The organism is Microbulbifer sp. SE14 (assembly GCF_059834885.1).
Map to the genome: position 1 here is coordinate 41,047 of NZ_JCBAJA010000003.1, position 17,964 is coordinate 59,010.

Genomic DNA, 17,964 nt, shown 5'->3' on the forward strand with positions numbered 1-17,964 from the left:
GTGACAAAAATAGACCCTCGGCCGGCGACCGGTCACTGATCGAGGATAGGAGCTACAGGTAGGTGTTTAGGCGTTCAGCAACTGACGCAGCTGGTTGTCCAGCAGCTTCTGGTAAGTCGGCACCAGGCCGGTCACCTCGGCGCCCCAACTGGCGCCGTGCTGCTCTATGCGCCCGCCCAGGGAATGGTCATCGAGCAAATCCGGGTGCAATGACAGGCCCCGGGACTGGGCCAGCAGCTGTTCGCCGGAGAAGTCGAAGGACGCCGGCTGCGCCGGCACCACCGCCAGGCCCAGCTGCAGGCCGGTGGCGCGGCTGGCGCTCTGCAGCTCGCGCAGCAGCAGGCCGCAGCAGACGGCGCGGAAGGCCGCGTCGTCGCCGCAGAAACCCAGCCCCTGCTGCGGGCCGGCGTGCTTCAGCGGTCGCGCGTCGTAGATGCGCCTGAGCAGCTGCAGCCGCTCCTCCAGTTCCAGCTGCAGCCTGTCCAGGGCGCTGCGGCTCAGTTGGTTGCCCAGCTGCGCCCAGTTCAGCGGGCGGATATAGAGGCCCACGGCGATTTCCGGCTCCGGCTTCGGCCGGGGCGCCGGCGCTGCCTGCACCACCGGCAGGTTGCGGCGCGCGCCCGCGGCCAGAAAAGAGAAAAGGCTGCCCGCCACCAGCGCCGCCACGGCGGAAAACGGCAACGCGAACACCAGGCAGAGCAGCAGGCTGGCCCAGGGGAAGCCGACACCACTGCCCGGCAGGAAATTGACGGTGACGCTGCCGGCGAGGCTGTCGTGCAGCACCACCGGCGCACTGACGGTCTCGCCGCGCTCTGTATCCCCCACCTGGGCCAGCGCATTGGACTCCACATCCTGTACCGAAATGCCGCTGATCGCCGGCAGCTGTAACAGCTGCTGGCCCAGCAGCTGCATGCTGATGCGGTCGCCGGCGACGATGCGCTCCAGGCTCTGGGCGGCCAGGAACTTTGCCGTTGCCTCGGCCGAGCCCCTGTCCCGCGCTATGGCCGCGGACTTCTGCTGGCCGTAGTAGTGCCCCAGGGCCGCGCTGCAGAAAATCGCCAGCACCAGCCAGATGACCGCGGCCAGCAGCTGCTGCCGGGTGCGCTGGGGCAATGCGGCGATCAATCCGGGCAGCTTCTTGGGAGAAAGGGCGGCAAACAAAGACGGGAAGGCAGACATAGGAGTGCGCGTTTTTTGTCGTTATGCAGTTGCGATGATTTTAGCGAATAATGCGACCGGGGCTATAATGCTGCGCCTCCGACTTTCGCAACAACACAGGGAAGAAGCGCCATGGGCAAGATCTCGACTCAAGAATTCCACCTGCCCCTGGCGCAAATCACTCAGAGCCCGATCGACTGCCCCCTGCGCTACCTCGAGTACCGGCAGCAGGAGCATCGCGGCGACTACGCCCACCTGGGCCTCGAGTACAGCGGCGGCGCGCCGTTTGAAGATACCACCAGTTGCGAACTATCAGCGCCGCCGCGGGAACCTGCCCCGGTAAGCGCCCCCTGGTGCGTCACCCTGCTCTCCCCCGCCGCCAGCCTGGCGCAGCTGCAACGACTGCTGGCCTTCTTCGCCGGGCGCGAATGGACGGTAACCGCGGTGGACACCCTGGCCCGGCGCCGGGAGCGCACGGTGCTGCGTTTCCAGATAGACGCGGAGCTGGAATTCTCTGCGGCCAAACACGCCTGCCTGCGGCAGGCGGAGAAACTCGGCGCCGACCTGGTGCTGCAGCCGGGGCAAAGCCAGCGGGTACCGGCCCTGGCAGGCTTCGATATGGATTCCACCCTGATCGACGCCGAGGTGATCGACGAGCTGGCGAAGATCACCGGTATCGGCGATCAGGTCGCCGCCATCACCGAGGCGGCCATGCGCGGCGAGCTGGATTTCCGCCAGAGCTTCAGGAAGCGCATGGCGCTGCTGAAGGATTTCCCCGAAGCCCGCCTGGCGGAGATAGCGACCCAGCTGCCGCTGAAGGAAGGCGCCGCGGAGCTGCTGCACGCCCTGCGCGCGTTGGGCTGCAAGACAGCGATACTGTCCGGCGGCTTCACCTACTTCGCCAACTATCTGCAGCGGGAGCGGCTGCCGGTGGATTTCGTGCACGCCAACCAGCTGGAGTTCGAGAGCGGCGCCCTGACCGGCGGCGTGATAGAGCCGATCGTCGACGGCATGCGCAAGCGGGAGCTGCTGCAGCAGCTGGCGAAGGAGCTGGGGCTGGGCCTGGAGCGGGTCATCGCCGTCGGCGATGGCGCCAATGATATCCCGATGCTGAACCTGGGCGCGCTGGGCATCGCCATCCACCCCAAGCCCAAGGTCAGACTGGAGGCGCCCCAGTCCATCGACAGCTTCGGGCTGGATGCGGCGCTGTACCTGTTCGGGTTGAACGATTCGCAGATAGAAGGGCTCGTTTAGGAGCTGCGATGGGCGGGCCTGTGGCCCGCATGCCGAGCTGGAGCTCGGCGTTCCCAGGGGCCGTTCCCGCAGAGAGAAGTGTGATAGGTCACGCCATCGCGTGGGGGAAAGGCAACGGGCGGGATTTGTGGCGATCGGTGCAGACGTGGTTGCTGCAGCTGCCGACCAGCAGCGCCAGCAACAGCAGTAAAGCCATTCTTTTGCCCATGGACGCCTCCATTCACTCGCCTGTCGCGCGGGTACCTTTCCGACTGCAGATTACGCAAAGCGTTCCGCGCAGGATAGCGCACGGTTGAATTTCCCGCCGAAAAATTGGCTGCGTGCGACAGCGGTAACAAGTGCGCAGGCGCTATTCTCTCAGAAGGCACCGCAAGTTTTGTCCTCCACCTGTGCCCGGGCTTATGACTGACAGCGAACCACTTCTCGACAGCCTGCGAAACCTGGCGCACCCGCTGCGCGGCCGGGACGATCTGGGTCCACTGATCGAAAAGCTGGCGGGCGCGCGCATCGTGATGCTGGGCGAGGCCTCCCACGGCACTTCCGAATTCTACATCTGGCGCGCCGCCATCAGCCGGCGCTTGATCGAGGAGCAGGGCTTCGACTTTGTCGCGGTGGAGGGGGACTGGCCGGACTGTTACCGGGTCAACCGCCATGTGAAATCCTACCCACAGTCCGGGGAGCGCGCCGAGTCTGTACTGCGCGGTTTCGACCGCTGGCCCACCTGGATGTGGGCCAACTGGGAAGTGGTGGCCTTCACCGAGTGGCTGCGCCGGCACAATGCCGAACGCAAGCGCGGGGTCGGCTTCTACGGCCTGGACATGTACAGCCTGTGGGAATCCCTGGAGGCGATCATCGGCCACGTGCGCCGCAACGACCCCCAGTCGCTGGCGCTGGCGGAGCGGGTCTTCAGCTGCTTCCAACCCTACGGCCGCGACGAGCAGCGCTATGCGCGGCACACGGCCAGTACACACCAGGACTGCGCGGACGAGGTGGTGGGCCTGCTGCTGCGCTTGGCGCACCGGCGCCCGCGCTTCGATGCGGACCCCGAGGGCGATTTCGACACCGAACAGAATGCCCACGTGATGGTGAATGCGGAGCGCTACTACCGCACCATGGTGGCGGCCGGCCCCGGCTCCTGGAACCTGCGCGACACCCACATGATGGAGACCCTGAACCGCCTGCTGCAACACCACGGCCCGGACAGCAAGGGCATCGTCTGGGCGCACAATACCCACGTCGGCGACGCCCGCGCCACCGACATGCAGCACGAGGGGATGCACAATATCGGCCAGCTGGCGCGGGAGGAATGGGGACCGGAGCGGGTGCGGCTGGTGGGCTTCGGCTGCCACAGAGGCAGCGTCATCGCCGGCGGGCACTGGGGCGGCGAGCGACAGAAGATGCCGCTGCCGGAAGCGCCACATCACTCCTGGGAGGGCGCCATGCACGAGGCGCTGGGAGACGACGGGCTATTGTTGTTCGACGAGGCGGACGGGCGCGGGGAGTTTCTGCAGAGCCGCGGACACAGGGCCGTCGGTGTCGTCTACAACCCGGCCTACGAGCGCTTCCAGTATGTACCCACCGAGCTGGCGCGCCGCTACGATGCGTTTATCCACCTTGAGGAAACCCGGGCGCTGCACCCGCTGCATATTGAGGCGTCCAGTGAGGCGGGGCCGCCGGATACATTTCCGTGGGGTTTTTAGCCGCAGGCGCTTCGTGGAGTTTCTGACTGGTCCGGGGCTTGTGATGGGCACGTCGCTGCGCTCCTTTGCCCATCCTACAGTCGAACCTGCTCGCCCATCTGGACTCGGAAAAGAATGCCAGCGCTGATGCGAAGGCCCTGATGCCGGGGGCCGTCCGGGAAAAGCGCCTGCGGCTGATACAAGACCGATGAGGCTTTTTCCCGGACGGCCACCGGCAGCAGGGCCGCCACCGTTCTTACTGGCGAGAGAAGGTGCGAGAAGTTACGTCAGCTTTCGCTATCGCCGTAGATAACCCAGCTGTTCACCTTCACCGACAGCGGGTGGTAACCCGGCTTGGCCTGTTCGAAGATGCGCACGGCCAGGTCCTTCTGCCCGGTTTCGACCAGGTTGCGGTACAGCGGGCGCAGGAACTTGTTGCGGCCGATGCTGGTGAGGAAGTCCTCCAGGCGCTGGTAGGCGGGCTGGTACTGGTTGCGCACCGCGATCATCAGCCAGCTGAAGGCGATCTCGTTGTTCTTCGACTCGGTCAGGCCGAAGGCCGCATCCAGCTCTTGCAGCTGTTCTTCGCTCAGTTTTTCCGGCATGCCGTCGAGGAAGTACTTCCACTGGTGGTAGGTCCAGTCGCTGGTGTCGATATCCTTCGCTTTGATTTCACCGTCCAGCCACTGGCTCCGCACCGGGTCCAGCCTGGTGAAGGCATCGGATTGCGGATGCGGCGCGCCCTCCGGGATGCCCGGTTCGAAGATCCATTCATTGATACGCTCAGCACTCAGCTTGTCAGGGTATTGCTTCAGCAGGGTCTCATTCAGGTATTTGACGAAATCTTCCGTGGTGATGCTCTGGAACGAGAACTTGTTGAAGTAGTCCAACAGGAACTGGTCGAAGTTTTCACGGCCGATCTTCTGCTCCAGCTCGTACAGAAAGAGCGAACCCTTCTCGTAGGGGATATCCGAGAAAACCTCGTCCGGGTCGCGGCCGCGCATGTTGATCGCCAGTATCTCGTCGCTGTCCGGCTTGTCCTCCAGCGTCTCCTGCAGATCGTCGTAGCCCAGCGCCATCTCCATTTTGTAGCGCTGGTCGCCGTAGATATTCTGCATGATGCGGTTGGTCAGGTAGGTGGTGAAGCCCTCGTTCAGCCACAGGTCGCGCCAGGTCGCATTGGTCACCAGGTTGCCGGACCAGGAGTGTGCCAGCTCGTGGGCGATCAGCGCCACCAGGCTTTTGTCGCCGGCGATCACCGTCGGGGTGATAAAGCTGAGGCGCGGGTTTTCCATGCCGCCGAAGGGGAAGCTGGGGGGCAGTATCAGCAGGTCGTAGCGGTCCCAGCGGTAGGGCCCGTAGACCTTCTCGGTGGCCTCGAGCATGGACTCGGTATCCTCGAACTCGGCCGCGGCGGCGTCCAGCAGTTCCGGCTCGGCGTAGACGCCGGTGCGCTCGCCCATGGGCTTGAACTCCAGGTCGCCCACCGCCAGCGCGAGCAGGTAGGAGGGGATGGGCTGCGGCATCTCGAATTCGTAGACGCCGTCCTTTTCCGCCTTGGGATCATTGTCTGCGCTCATCACCGCGCGCAGTTCTTTCGGCGTGCGCACGGTGGCCTTGTAGGTGATGCGCACCTTGGGCGAGTCCTGTAGCGGCACGAAGCTGCGTGCGTGTATCGCCTGGGCCTGGGTGAACAGGAAGGGGTGCTCGCCGCCGGCGGTCTGCTGCGGCTCCAGCCACTGCACGCCGGAGGCGTCCGGCGAGGTGCTGTACTGGATGGCGACGCTGGTGGCGTCCTTCGGCAGCTCGATCTTGAGCGGCGTGCCCAGGTGGCCGTCCTTCTCGCCCAGGGAGAATTTCACCGGCTGCATCTGCCCGCCGTGGCCGGCTTTTACCGACTCTATCTCCAGGTCGCGGGTGTCCAGCACCAGCGGCGGATTCTTTTTGCTCAGTCGCTTGAGCTGCAGCACCGCCTCGCCCTCGAGCACCTTGCGCTCGAAGTCCACGGTCAGATCCAGGTCCAGGTGCTCCACCCGGTAGTCGTCCGTATTGGCGAAGGAGTGGTAGTCCACGCCGGACTGCGGCGCCTTGTCCGCGGCCTTTTTCGTTTCGGCTTTTGCCGGCTGCGTTTCGGAGTTTTCCGCCGGGGGCTTGGGCGGTTCTGATTTTGTGCAGCCGCCCGCCAGTGCGAGGGCGCCGACGAACAGACTGGTACAGAGTAAGCGGGGCAACATGGGATGGCTCCAATGATGTTGTACTTGTTAGATCGCGGCACAGGATACAGGAGCCGTGCGGAATGTTGGAGGGATCGCTTGTAGGAGTGGCCGTTGGCCGCGATCGATGCGGAATATTTCTCAGTCCGATCGCGGCCAACGGCCGCTCCTACAGGGATGAGTATCAGTTCGGGGCCGCACAGGCCGAGTGCACGTTAAACTGTACCAGTACCGCGAGCACCGAGTCATAGCGAATCCGTAGTGCGTCGAAGGTCTGCTCAGTTTCAAATACCACCAGCTGCCGGTCGGACTGGCCTTCGAGTAACAGCACGCCGAGTACTCTGCTGCCGCTTGCGCTGTCGACGATGCTGCCGTCGCGCAGCACGGAAAGGGTCAGGCTGTCCAGCAGCGACAACTCCAGCAGACCGCCGGGTTGGGACATCACGAATCCCACTCTCTGGGATCCGCTGTAGACGTTATCTGTATCGCGCACTGTGATCTGGGCATATCCCAGCCCCAGCAGGCTAGAGATCTCAGCGGCGTTGTTCAAATCGGCGTCAATCACATATCCCTCATTTTTCACCGACATGCTCGAGGTTTTCTTGGAGACGTCGGCAGCCGGCGCGAGGATCGGCTGGAAGAGTGCACCCGGCGCGCAGCTGTATTCCTCCGGAGCGTCATCACAGGCGTCCCCGAGACCGTCGCCGTCGGTATCCTGCTGATCGGCATTCGCTACCCGCGGGCAGTTGTCGACGCCGTCGTCCACCCCATCGCCGTCGTCGTCAGAATCGCAGGTGTCACCCTCGCCGTCGCCATCCAGATCGGCCTGGCCGGCATTGGGCACCGTCGGACAGTTGTCCGAGTCGTTGCCGACGCCGTCGCCATCCAGGTCGTTGTCGCAGGCGTCGCCGATGCCGTCGCCGTCCGCATCCGCCTGGTCGCCGTTGGCGGTCAGCGGGCAGTTGTCAACGCCGTTGGCGACACCGTCGTTGTCGGCGTCGGAATCGCAGTCGTCGCCGAGGCCGTCGCCGTCGGCATCGGCCTGGTCCGGATTGGGTACCAGCGGGCAGTTGTCACCGCCATCGGCGACACCATCGCCGTCGTCGTCGCTGTCGCAGGCGTCGCCGAGGCCATCGCCATCCAGGTCGGCTTGGTCACTGTTGGAAAGCAGCGGGCAGTTGTCGGCGCCGTCATCGACCCCATCACCGTCGTCATCTGCGTCGCAGGCATCGCCCTGGCCGTCGCCGTCCAGATCCTCCTGACTTGCGTTGCCCTCGAGCGGGCAGTTGTCATCACCGTCTTCGATACCGTCGTTGTCGTCGTCGCCGTCGCAGTCGTCGCCGTCACCATCGCCGTCGGTATCCGTCTGCTCCGGGTTCGCGAGCAGTGGGCAGTTGTCGGCGGAGTTTTCGATGGCGTCGCCGTCGGCGTCACTGTCGCAGGCATCGCCTATGCCGTCGCCGTCCAGATCCTCCTGACCGGCATTGGCCTCAAGCGGGCAATTATCGGTGCCGTCATCCACCCCGTCGCCATCGTCATCCGTGTCGCAGGCGTCGCCCACGCCATCGCCGTCGCCGTCCAACTGGCCGGCATTGGGCACCGCGGGACAGTTGTCATCGTCGTCGTCGATACCGTCGCCGTCCCCGTCCTCGCAGGCGTCGCCCACGCCGTCGCCGTCGCTATCCTGCTGGCCCGGATTGGCGACCTGCGGACAGTTGTCCAGCGGGTCCAGTACGCCGTCACCATCGCCGTCGGTTTCACAGGCGTCGCCGACACCATCCCCGTCCAGGTCACCCTGGCCGGGATTGGCCACCAGCGGGCAGTTATCGGCCCCATCCCCCACCCCATCGCCGTCGTCGTCGTCGTCGCAGGCGTCGCCCAGGCCATCGCTGTCGGTGTCCGACTGCGCAGCATTGGCGGTCAGCGGGCAGTTGTCCACGCCATCGTCGATGCCGTCCCCATCATCGTCCAGGTCGCAGGCATCGCCCGCACCGTCGCCATCGGTGTCCACCTGCGTCGGGTTGGCGGCGATGGGGCAGTTGTCGGAGTCGTCCCCGATGCCGTCACCGTCGTCGTCGCTATCACAGATGTCGCCGATGCCGTCGCCGTCCAGGTCTTCCTGGCCGGGATTAGCCGACTGCGGGCAGTTGTCGATTTCATCGTCGAAACCGTCGCCATCGCTATCCTCGCAGGCATCACCGGCGCCGTTACCATTCCAGTCCTGCTGGCCCGGGTTGGCTACCAGCGCGCAGTTGTCGCCGCCGTTGTCGACGCCGTCGCCATCGATATCGCCATCGCAGCTGTCGCCTATCTGGTCGCCATCCAGGTCCGACTGCGCCGGGTTGGCGGCGGCGGGGCAGTTGTCGCTGGCATCGACGACGCCGTCACCATCGCGATCGGCGTCGCAGATGTCACCGAGACCATCGCTGTCGAGATCGGCCTGGGAGGGATTGGGTTCGGCGGGGCAATTATCGGCGCTGTCCGGCACACCATCGCCGTCGCTGTCGGTATCGTCGCTGTCGTCGCAGGCGTCGCCGACGCCGTCGCCATCTGTGTCGCCCTGGTCGGGGTTGGCCGTGCCGGGGCAGTTGTCTGCCGCGTCGGCGACGCCGTCGCCGTCCCGGTCGCCCAGGCTGTCGCAGGCGTCGCCGAGGCCGTCGCCGTCGCCGTCAGCCTGGTCGCCATTGGCCACGGCCGGGCAGTTGTCATTTGCATCGGCAACGCCGTCGCCGTCCCGGTCGTCGTCACAGGCATCGCCGAGGCCGTCACCGTCCGCATCGGCCTGGTCGCCGTTGGCCAGGTTCGGGCAGTTGTCGTCGCTGTCGGCAACGCCGTCGCTGTCGCTGTCCACTGCCGCGGGCGGCTCGTCCGAGGGGGGGCCGGAGCGGTCCGCGTCCCTGCCGGTGGAGCAGCCGGCCAATAGCAGTGCCAGCAAACAGGCTGTCAGCAGGTGGGGAGCTTTCATGAGCGCACTCTATTGTTATTGCTGGGCGCGGGTGGGTGTCGTTGGCGCGGCCGGGACACGCGTCACAAACTAGTTAGACCAAAAGTCCTGGCTTCGCCATCCGGACAGCGCAGCGGCTGGCGGTCTATTTCACGCGGGCAGCGTGGTTTGTGCTTCTGTACCAACCGGGCATTGCCGGTGACAGGAAAGGGAGGTCGGCGGGGAAATGGCGGGTGAAGAAAGCGAAGGGAATCGGGGGCGGACATCCCTGTCCGGCGGTGGCTAGTCGAGGCTGAAGTCGAAGTTCATCTCCTCCGCCGGGGCCTGTACGTAGTAGCCCTGGATATAGTCGGTGCCCGTCTGCCACAGGGTCGGCAGCATGCTGGCCTGTTCGATATGGGGCACTATCACCCGGGTGTTGGCCTCGCCCAGCTGTCTGACCAGGTTGGCCAGTGTCTCGCTGCTCTCGCCCTCGTCCTGCACCTCGCGCACGAATGAGGGGTCCACCTTGGCGATATCCACCTTGACGTGCTCCAGGGCCTTGAAGGGATTCAGGCCGGTGCCGAAGTGGCAGATGGCCACGCGGCAGCCGAGTTCCTGCACCTGTTTGGTGAAGTCGCGGGCCGCGTGCAGGTTGCTGGTGATATCCTCCTGGCGCAGTTGGAAGACCACTGCCTTGGGCGGCACCTTGGCGGCCTTGAAGGCCACCCCCAGCCAGGCAGGCAGGCCGCTGTCGGTCAGGGAGGCGGCGGTGATGTGCAGCAGCAGGGACACGTCCTTGCGGTTGGCGCGCTGGGCGGCGGCGGCCTTGATCGCGGTGAGCGTCACCCAGCGGTCCATCTTGCTGGAGAGGCCGGCGTCGCCGAGAGCCTCGAGAAAGGCCTGCGGCGCCAACTCCTCCTTGCCGTCCACCAGGCGCACCAGCACCTCGTACATCTGCTCACCGGTGCCCTGCAGGCTGAGGATCGGCTGGTAGAGCAGCTTCAGCTTGCCGGCCTCCAGTGCCTGCACCACCCGCGCGCGGTGGTAGGTGTCGGCGTCACCCTGTGCGCTGGTGTCCGGTTCGTAGAGGGCCACGGCGCCGCCCTGCTCGCTCTTCGCGAGCGCCTGGTCGTGGGCCGCCAGCGCCTGATCCAGCACCTTCTGCGCGTTGCCGGAAGCCTCGCTGAGCAGCGAGATCCCCACCGAAGCAGTGACCTGCAGTGTCTTGCCGGCGGCGTCGAAGATGGTGTCGGTAATTTTCTGCACTATCTCTTTGGCGCGCTGCTCGGCGCTATCCGGGGTGGTGTCCGGCATCAGCAGGCAGAAACTCTCCTCGCCGTAGCGCGCCACCATGTCGCCGCGACGAAGGCTGGATTGCAGCAGCTGCGCAATCGCCTTCTGCAAGGCGTCGGCGCCGGCGACACCGACGACCTTCTGCACCGTCTCCTCGAAGCGGTCCACTTCGATGAACATCAGGCCGCCGGTGCGCTGGGAGCCGGCGGCGGACTTGATCGCCGAACCCAGCAGTTGCAGGAAGTGCTGGCGGTTGTAGAGGCCGGTGAGGGGGTCGCGGTTCTTGATATCGCTGAGCTGTGCTTCCAGCTGCTCGGTATCGCCGCCGCGGGCGGCGATGCGCACCTGCAGGCAGCGCTCATCGTCGTAGATGGTGGAGAGCACCTCGGCGCGGGTGGGCAGCGGTGTACCTGACGCGGTCTTGGCAGTGAACTTCCATTCCCTCGCCTCCACCTCGTTGTTGTCGATGGCGCACTGCTTCAGGAAGTCGCGCGCCTCTTCCTGCTCGCCCCCGGCGAGCATGTCGATCAGCGGCTGGTATTCGACATCCTCATTGCTCTTGTAGCCGAAGCGCTCGGCGAAGGAGTCGTTGGCGTAGACGATCAGGCCGTCGGAGATATAGGCGATGGCGTCCTTGGAGCTGTCCAGCAGCTCCTTGGCGCGCTGCAGCGTGGCGTGGTAGCGGCGGTCGTGCAGGCGCGCCTGGCGGCGGTTGGCCAGCGCGGTCAGCTCGCGCTGTATCACCAGCAGCAAATGCTGGTCTTCGTCCACGGTCACCACGTCCCGCGCGCCCAGCTTCAGGCCCTCGACCGCGGGCTGGGCGCCGCTGCGCTCGGTGAGCAGTATCACCGGCACGTCTTTCTGCAGCTTGCTGATGGTACGCAGGGCCACCGGAGGGGGGACCTGTTTGCTGCTCTCGGCGGCGATCAGCAGGTCCCAGGTCTTGTCCTGCAGCAGCTTGGTCAGCGCCGCTTCGCTGGCGACATGCTGGGCCCGGTTGGGGCGCCCGGCGTTGTGCAGCATGCTAACCAGGCGCTGGGCCTCGGAGGGGGTGTCGTGGATCAGGAGGAGTCGGATGGTGTCGTTGCTGCTCATTATTCGCTCTTATTACCTACAGTGCGGCAATACCTACGCCGCGAACCCGCTAGTTTAGGGGGCGGCGACGGTGGCATACAAGGGCGGGGAATTGGGCAAAAGCGATCCAGGTCACACAAATTCGAAGCGGGCGAAGCTGCCGGCGGTGAGGGTCTGCTTCTGCCTGAGGGCCGACAGGGACCGGGCCGGCATCTGGAGTCGGGTGAGGGGTTGTCGTGTCTCGGCCACCTTTGCGGCGGCCGCTTCTAGGACGGCTTCCGGTATGGCAATACACATCTTTTGGTTTGCCGGCAGTATATGAAGCGGTCTTTTGCCGCAAGTTGGTATTGGCGACAACAAATTGGGACATATGCCCAAATAAGGATTGGGCGGAAATCGTCGCTGTTAGCTACCCAGCGGCGACTTTGATGCCTCGCCGGGAATTTCCCGCACCAGCTTCGGCACCAGGTAGCCGGGCAGGCGCCGGCGCAGCTGCTCGACGAGATACAGCGCGCGCTCATCCTCCACCTCGAAATGGGCCGCGCCCTGGACCCTGTCCAGCTGGTGCAGGTAGTAGGGCAGCACTCCGGCCGCGAACAGCGCCTCGCTGAGACTCTCCAGCGCCCCGACGCTATCGTTGACGCCCTTCAGCAACACCGCCTGGTTGAGCAGGGTCACGCCGGCGGCGCGCAGCCTCGCCAGCGCCGCACGCACCTCCCCGTCGATTTCATTGGCGTGGTTGCAGTGCAGCACCAGCACCGGCTTCAGGCGCGAGCCGCTAAACCAGGCGATCAGCTCGTCGGTGATGCGGCTGGGCGCGACTATCGGCAGGCGGCTGTGCAGGCGCAGCTTGTCCAACTGGGGGATCTGCGCCAGTTCGGTCGCCAGCCGTCCCAGTTGGCGGTCGCCCAGCACCAGCGGATCGCCGCCGCTCAGGATCACTTCGCGCAGCTCGCCACGGGCGCGGATATAGTCCAGTGCGGCCCGCCACTGGCTGCGGTTCAGGTGGTTGTCGCCGTAGGGGAACTGGCGGCGGAAGCAGTAGCGGCAGTTGACCGCACACTGCCCGGCGGCGATCAGCAGCAGGCGGCCGCGGTACTTGTGCACCACCCCCGGCACCGGGTTGGCCCGCGCTTCCTCGAGGGGATCGGCAGTGAAACCGGGGCTCGGCTGCAGTTCCGGAGCACCTGGCAACACCTGCAACAGCAGGGGGTCGCGCGGGTCGCCGGGACGTATACGCTTCAGGAAGGGGCGCGGTACCCGCAGGGCGAATTCGCCGCTGGCCTGCAAGGCGGCCGGCAGCTGTTCCGGGTCCAGGCCCAGTAGTTCGAGCAGCTCGGCGGGCTCGGTGACCAGGTCCGCCAGTTCGTCCTGCCAGCGGCGCGAGCCGTCTTCCGCGGCTGTCTCGCGGGCGACTATTTCACTGGTGGCGGGGGCGTGCTGTATCATGGGCGGCCGTTTCAAGGTGTTAGGGTTGCGCAGAGCGCGCAAATTTTAAGCACCCTGGCAGAAATTGAAAGGGTTGAAATTGATAGGGTGGCCGGGAGTTTCTTCAGGTACCCGGGCATTTGAATATTCAGAGGATTTCATGGCTAGTTACTCCACCAACGAATTCAAGGGCGGCCTCAAGGTAATGCTCGACGGCGACCCCTGCTCCATCGTGGAAAATGAATTCGTCAAACCCGGCAAGGGCCAGGCGTTCAACCGCGTCAAGCTGCGCAACCTGAAGACCGGTCGCGTCTGGGAACGCACCTTCCGCTCCGGCGAGTCCCTGGAGGCCGCCGACGTGATGGACCGCGAGATGGAGTACCTGTACAACGACGGCGAGTTCTACCACTTCATGGAGCCGGACACCTTCGAGCAGCACCAGGCCAGCGCCGAGGCGGTCGGCGACGCTGCCAAGTGGCTGAAGGAGCAGGACGTCTGCACCGTGACCCTGTACAACGGCGCGCCGCTGGCGGTGACGCCGCCGAACCACGTGGTCCTGGAGATCACCGACACGGATCCGGGCCTGCGCGGCGACACCGCCCAGGGCGGCACCAAGCCGGCCACCCTGGCCACCGGCGCCGTGGTCAAGGTGCCGCTGTTCCTGGAGATCGGCGACTCCATCAAGGTGGACACCCGCACCGGCGAATACCTGGGTCGGGCCAAGGAAGACTGAGAATTCGGGACTCGGGACTCGGGACTCGGGACTCGGGACTCGGGACTCGGGTAGGGTGCGCCCTGTGCACCGGCCGGTCAATGGTGCCCTGCATAAATGACAGAGAATTCCTGGCAACCCACCGCCTCGCTAGAGGCCCTGCGCCGCCGCGCCGCGCTTCTGGCGGATATCCGCCGCTTCTTCGCCGAGCGCGGTGTGCTCGAGGTGGAGGTACCCACCCTGTCCCGCCGCGCCACCAGTGATCCCCATATCGATTCGATCACCGCACTGTGCAACGGCGAGCCCGCCTTTCTCGCCACCAGCCCGGAGTTCGGCCTCAAGCGGCTGTTGGCCGCTGGGCTCGGCGACTGCTACTACCTGGGCAAGGCGTTTCGCGAGGGCGAGGCCGGCGGCCGGCACAACCCGGAATTCACCATGCTGGAGTGGTATCGCCGGGGCTGGGACGACCGCCGCCTGATGGGCGAGGTGGGCGAGTTGCTGAGCCTGGCGCTGGGCATCGAGCAGGTGCGGTCGCTGAGTTACCGGGAGCTGTTCCTGCGCGAACTGCAGCTGGATCCGCACACCGCCCCGGAGGACGCGCTGTGCCAGTGCGCGGCACGGGAGGTGGAACTCTCCTTTGCCCCCGAGAGCCGCGACGAATGCCTGGACCTGCTGATGAGCCACCGCCTGGAGCCGGCCATGGGCGACGGCATCACGCTGCTGTACGACTTCCCGGCAAGCCAGGCGGCGCTGGCCAAGGTGACCGAAGATGACCAGGGCACGCCGGTGGCGCGGCGCTTCGAGGCCTATGTGGGCGGGCTGGAGCTCGCCAATGGCTACTGGGAACTGACCGACGCCGAAGAGCAGTTGCGCCGCTTCCGGGCCGATCACCGCTACCGCGGCGTGCACAAGCTGCACGTCTATCCGTTCGAGGAGCGGCTGGTGGCGGCGCTTCAGGCGGGCATGCCGGAGTGCGCCGGGGTGGCGCTGGGGATAGACCGGCTGCTGATGCTGGCCGGCGGTTATTCATCCATCGACCAGGTGATCGCCTTTCCGATAGAGCGCGCCTGATCGGCGATGCTAGTGGTGGATGCGCTTGGCGCTTATCCACCCTACGTCCACGGCACAGATTTTCTGTAGGGTGGATAAGCGCCAAGCGAGTCCACGCCGGGCGCATCCACCAGCTACGGCTCGAAGCGGTACTGGGCCACTTCGCCGACCGCGAAGAAACCCGCCTCCAGCAGCAGCTGCTGCCGGTTCGCCGGCGCCAGGGCCACCGCGTGCTTGTGATGGCTGGTCAGAGCCTGCGCCACCAGGTGGTGGAAGAGTGCCCGCCCAATGCCGCGGCCGCGGTAGTCTTCCAGGGTGACCAGGTCGCAGAAGCCGAGCGCGTCGGCGGAGGCGAACAGGCAGCCGCCGGCCACTGCCTTGCCTTCCAGTTTGCCGAGGAAGAATTTCAGCCGGCTGCGCTTCTGCTCCGGCATCTCCTCTAGCAGGTGGTAGAACTTCTTGATCTGCGGCCCCTCGCGGTTGCCGTTGTACACCGCGGCCTGGATGTCGCCGTAGCTGCCCAACTCCTCGCTCGCGACCGGCACGATTTCCAGCTTGCCCTGCAGCTCCGGCGGCAGCTCGTCGTCTGCCGCCAGCCGCTGCACTTCCACCGCCATGGCCACCAGCGATTCCTTGCGCTTCAGTCCCAGTTCGGAGAGCTCCGCGTCGTCGAGGGGTTTGCTCGCGCAGTGCCAGAGAGTGAAGGGGCTGTGGCGTTCGGCGAAATAGTCGACGACGAAGCGCTGCAGTATGCGCGTCGGCATTACCGTGTTGGTCACCGCCTGGTTGAAGGTGTGCGACAGCAGGCCGCTGTCGCTGCGCAGCACGCCGGTGATTTCTTTTGTATGGTCCGGGTTCAGGAGGCCGGCGCAGTAAGCGGCGCGGTCCTCCAGGTTGCGGCACACGAGGTTTTTGGCGCTGAGACTGTATTTCATTGGTACAAGAATAGCGGCTGGGAAGACAAGTGTAGGTTGGGGTGAGCTTTGCGAACCCCAACCTGCGAGGGTGGCAGATCGGAATCAGGGCAGCTGTTTGTCGACCTGGGTCAGGGCGCAGTGGTCCATCGACAGTGCCGGTTGGTCGCAGCTGGCCCGGCAGATGACCCGCGCCGGTACGCCGGCAACCAGCTTGTGCGCCGGCACCGATTTGAGCACGACGCTGCCGGAGGCGACCTGGGCGCACTCGCCGATTTCGATGTTGCCGAGCACTTTGCTGCCGGCGCCGATCAGCACACCGCGGCGCACCTTGGGGTGGCGGTCGCCGCTCTCCTTGCCGGTGCCGCCGAGGGTCACCGACTGCATGATCGACACATTGTCCTCGACCACGGCGGTCTCGCCGATCACTATGCCGGTGGCGTGGTCCAGCAGTATGCCTTCACCGAGTCTCGCCGCCGGGTGGATGTCGACGCTGAACACGACGGAGATGCGGTGCTGCAGGAAGAGCGCCAGGGAGCGGCGCTGCTGCTGCCACAGCCAGTGGGCCACGCGGTAGGCCTGCAGGGCGTGGAAGCCCTTGAAGTAGAGGAAGGGTTCGTAGAGGGAGTTGCAGGCGGAGTCGCGCTGGTAGACGGCACTCAGGTCGGCGCGCGCGGCGAGGCCAATGGCCGGATCCGCCTCCAGCGCCTCGTCGATCACCTCGCGGATCAGCAGTGCCGGTGCCACGGCATTGTCGAGCTTGTTCGCCAGGTGGAAGCTGAGTGCCGATTCCAGCGTGTTGTGATTCAGGATGGTCGCGTGCAGGAAGCTCGCCAGTATCGGCTCCCGCTCCACCTGCTGGGCCACGTCGGTGCGGATCTGCTGCCAGAGCTCGTCCGCCTCGGTCTTTGTTCGAATCGCTTCCATCTGTACTGACTCCTTATCAAATTGGGAATGCCGCCAGCTCAGGAGCTTCGATCGGCCCTGGCAGCGGTGGCCATCCGGCAAAAAACCTCATCGGTAAATATTTCCCGGATGGCCACCGCCGCCAGGGCCTCGCCTCGTGCTAGCCGAAAAGTCGTATGCCCCAACATGCCGGGGCCACTTCCGCCGTTGGACTTCGCTGAGCTCAGCCCAACCTACAATACTTCTGCGATTTATACCGCTCCCAGTGTCAGCGGCGGCTCCTGCAGCGCCGACTGCTGTTCCCGCAACGCCAGTATATGCTCCGCCCAGTAGCGCGGGCTATTGAACCACGGAAAGGCCTGTGGGAAAGCCGGGTCGCGCCAGCGTCGCGCCAGCCAGGCGGCGTGGTGCATCTGGCGCAGGCAGCGCAGCGGCTCTATCAATTGCAGCTCCTGCGGGTCGAAGCTGGCGAAGGTCTCGTAGCCCTCGATCACCGCGTCCAGGTAGGCGGTCTGCTCGGCGCGGTTGCCGGAAATGAGCATCCAGATATCCTGGATCGCCGGCCCCGTCAGGCAGTCGTCCAGGTCGACGAACCAGGGGGTGTCTTCGCGCCACAGGAAATTGCCGCTGTGGCAGTCGCCGTGCAGGCGCAGCGTGTCCCAGTCGCGCTCGAACAGCGGCGCTATCTGTTCGATGATATGGCCGGTGATGGATTCGTAGGCGGCGCGGTTCTCCCGCGGCAGGAAGTCGCCGGCGAGGATGAATTCGCGGCTGTCGATGGCGAAGTGCTGCAGGGTCAGCGCCGGGCGGAACTCGAAGGGCCGTGTCCTGCCGATGGCGTGAATGCGCCCGAGCATGGTGCCCACCTGTTCCAGGTGTTCGAAGTTGTCCAGCTCCAGCTGGCGGCCGCCGCGGCGCGGGAAGAGCGCGAAGCGGAAGCCCTGCGCCTCCATCAGCGTGCGGCCGTCGAACTCAAGCGGTGCGACCACCGGGATCTCCGCCGCGGCCAGTTCCAGGCTGAAGCGGTGTTCCTCCAGTATCTGCTCGTCGCTCCAGCGCCCGGGGCGGTAGAACTTGGCGATCAGCGGCTCACCGCCCTCTATACCCACCTGGTAGACGCGGTTTTCGTAGCTGTTCAGGGGGAAGATGCGCGCATCGGAGATCAGCCCGACACTCTCGACACAGTCGATGACCACGTCCGGCGTAAGGGCTTCATAGGGGTGGTGGCTCTGGGGCATAACCTATCCCGGGCATTACATAGGGCAGCTATGCTAACGCGGCGCGGGTGCCGGGGACAAACGGAAACGGCGGTGCCCGCGGGCACCGCCGTTTCCGTTTGCCCATCCTGTGAGGAGTG

General features: G+C 65.5%; 13 protein-coding genes. 4 read left to right on the forward strand and 9 right to left on the reverse strand.

What is annotated here, in order from left to right; translation table 11 throughout:
* Positions 1-66: 66 nt before the first annotated feature.
* Positions 67-1,179 carry a hypothetical protein gene (locus AC6R19_RS03260; protein ID WP_500578078.1) on the reverse strand — a complete coding sequence of 371 codons (1,113 nt, stop codon included), beginning with the start codon at positions 1,177-1,179 and terminating at the stop codon, positions 67-69.
* A gap of 111 nt (positions 1,180-1,290) precedes the next feature.
* On the opposite strand from AC6R19_RS03260, the gene serB reads away from it, so the two are divergent.
* The gene (gene serB, locus AC6R19_RS03265) at positions 1,291-2,412 is read left to right on the forward strand and encodes a phosphoserine phosphatase SerB (RefSeq protein WP_500578079.1); all 1,122 of its coding nucleotides are present in this window, start codon (positions 1,291-1,293) and stop codon (positions 2,410-2,412) included.
* 401 nt (positions 2,413-2,813) lie between these two features.
* Positions 2,814-4,112 (forward strand): erythromycin esterase family protein, encoded by a 1,299-nt coding sequence (locus AC6R19_RS03270; RefSeq protein WP_500578080.1) that lies wholly within the window; start codon positions 2,814-2,816, stop codon positions 4,110-4,112.
* 266 nt (positions 4,113-4,378) lie between these two features.
* Here AC6R19_RS03270 and AC6R19_RS03275 read toward each other — a convergent pair whose 3' ends face one another.
* From AC6R19_RS03275 to epmB, 5 genes are all read right to left on the reverse strand, one after another.
* A complete protein-coding gene (locus tag AC6R19_RS03275) occupies positions 4,379-6,325 on the reverse strand; it encodes a M1 family metallopeptidase (protein ID WP_500578081.1) in 1,947 nt (648 codons plus the stop codon).
* A gap of 163 nt (positions 6,326-6,488) precedes the next feature.
* Positions 6,489-9,269 carry a thrombospondin type 3 repeat-containing protein gene (locus AC6R19_RS03280; RefSeq protein WP_500578082.1) on the reverse strand — a complete coding sequence of 927 codons (2,781 nt, stop codon included), beginning with the start codon at positions 9,267-9,269 and terminating at the stop codon, positions 6,489-6,491.
* 261 nt (positions 9,270-9,530) lie between these two features.
* Positions 9,531-11,618: an EAL domain-containing protein gene (locus AC6R19_RS03285; RefSeq protein WP_500578083.1), complete on the reverse strand. Its 2,088-nt coding sequence runs from the start codon at positions 11,616-11,618 to the stop codon at positions 9,531-9,533.
* Positions 11,619-11,729: 111 nt separating this feature from the next.
* Positions 11,730-11,894, reverse strand: a complete 165-nt coding sequence (locus AC6R19_RS03290; RefSeq protein WP_500578084.1) for a hypothetical protein — start codon at positions 11,892-11,894, stop codon at positions 11,730-11,732.
* Positions 11,895-12,002: 108 nt separating this feature from the next.
* Positions 12,003-13,046: an EF-P beta-lysylation protein EpmB gene (epmB, locus tag AC6R19_RS03295; protein ID WP_500578085.1), complete on the reverse strand. Its 1,044-nt coding sequence runs from the start codon at positions 13,044-13,046 to the stop codon at positions 12,003-12,005.
* 139 nt (positions 13,047-13,185) lie between these two features.
* On the opposite strand from epmB, the gene efp reads away from it, so the two are divergent.
* Both efp and epmA read left to right on the forward strand, forming a co-directional pair.
* Positions 13,186-13,758 (forward strand): elongation factor P, encoded by a 573-nt coding sequence (gene efp / locus AC6R19_RS03300; protein ID WP_500578086.1) that lies wholly within the window; start codon positions 13,186-13,188, stop codon positions 13,756-13,758.
* A gap of 96 nt (positions 13,759-13,854) precedes the next feature.
* Complete coding sequence (epmA, locus tag AC6R19_RS03305; RefSeq protein ID WP_500578087.1) at positions 13,855-14,808, forward strand: EF-P lysine aminoacylase EpmA; 954 nt, start codon at positions 13,855-13,857, stop codon at positions 14,806-14,808.
* A 113-nt stretch (positions 14,809-14,921) separates the two neighbouring features.
* Here epmA and AC6R19_RS03310 read toward each other — a convergent pair whose 3' ends face one another.
* The 3 genes from AC6R19_RS03310 to AC6R19_RS03320 all read right to left on the reverse strand — a co-directional run bounded on the left by AC6R19_RS03310 (position 14,922) and on the right by AC6R19_RS03320 (position 17,845).
* Positions 14,922-15,722, reverse strand: a complete 801-nt coding sequence (locus AC6R19_RS03310; RefSeq protein ID WP_500578088.1) for a GNAT family N-acetyltransferase — start codon at positions 15,720-15,722, stop codon at positions 14,922-14,924.
* 84 nt (positions 15,723-15,806) lie between these two features.
* Complete coding sequence (gene cysE, locus AC6R19_RS03315) at positions 15,807-16,628, reverse strand: serine O-acetyltransferase (RefSeq protein WP_500578089.1); 822 nt, start codon at positions 16,626-16,628, stop codon at positions 15,807-15,809.
* Between the two features lie 230 nt (positions 16,629-16,858).
* Positions 16,859-17,845 carry a serine/threonine protein kinase gene (locus tag AC6R19_RS03320; protein ID WP_500578090.1) on the reverse strand — a complete coding sequence of 329 codons (987 nt, stop codon included), beginning with the start codon at positions 17,843-17,845 and terminating at the stop codon, positions 16,859-16,861.
* Between the last annotated feature and the right edge of the window lie 119 nt (positions 17,846-17,964).

Coding starts and splice junctions, on each gene's coding strand:
- epmB (WP_500578085.1), bottom strand. CDS start 13,046: ATGATACAGCACGCCCCCGCCACCAGTGAAATAGTCGCCCGCGAGACA.
- efp (WP_500578086.1), top strand. CDS start 13,186: ATGGCTAGTTACTCCACCAACGAATTCAAGGGCGGCCTCAAGGTAATG.
- AC6R19_RS03275 (WP_500578081.1), bottom strand. CDS start 6,325: ATGTTGCCCCGCTTACTCTGTACCAGTCTGTTCGTCGGCGCCCTCGCA.
- AC6R19_RS03285 (WP_500578083.1), bottom strand. CDS start 11,618: ATGAGCAGCAACGACACCATCCGACTCCTCCTGATCCACGACACCCCC.
- AC6R19_RS03270 (WP_500578080.1), top strand. CDS start 2,814: ATGACTGACAGCGAACCACTTCTCGACAGCCTGCGAAACCTGGCGCAC.
- cysE (WP_500578089.1), bottom strand. CDS start 16,628: ATGGAAGCGATTCGAACAAAGACCGAGGCGGACGAGCTCTGGCAGCAG.
- serB (WP_500578079.1), top strand. CDS start 1,291: ATGGGCAAGATCTCGACTCAAGAATTCCACCTGCCCCTGGCGCAAATC.
- AC6R19_RS03310 (WP_500578088.1), bottom strand. CDS start 15,722: ATGAAATACAGTCTCAGCGCCAAAAACCTCGTGTGCCGCAACCTGGAG.
- epmA (WP_500578087.1), top strand. CDS start 13,855: ATGACAGAGAATTCCTGGCAACCCACCGCCTCGCTAGAGGCCCTGCGC.
- AC6R19_RS03280 (WP_500578082.1), bottom strand. CDS start 9,269: ATGAAAGCTCCCCACCTGCTGACAGCCTGTTTGCTGGCACTGCTATTG.
- AC6R19_RS03290 (WP_500578084.1), bottom strand. CDS start 11,894: ATGTGTATTGCCATACCGGAAGCCGTCCTAGAAGCGGCCGCCGCAAAG.
- AC6R19_RS03320 (WP_500578090.1), bottom strand. CDS start 17,845: ATGCCCCAGAGCCACCACCCCTATGAAGCCCTTACGCCGGACGTGGTC.
- AC6R19_RS03260 (WP_500578078.1), bottom strand. CDS start 1,179: ATGTCTGCCTTCCCGTCTTTGTTTGCCGCCCTTTCTCCCAAGAAGCTG.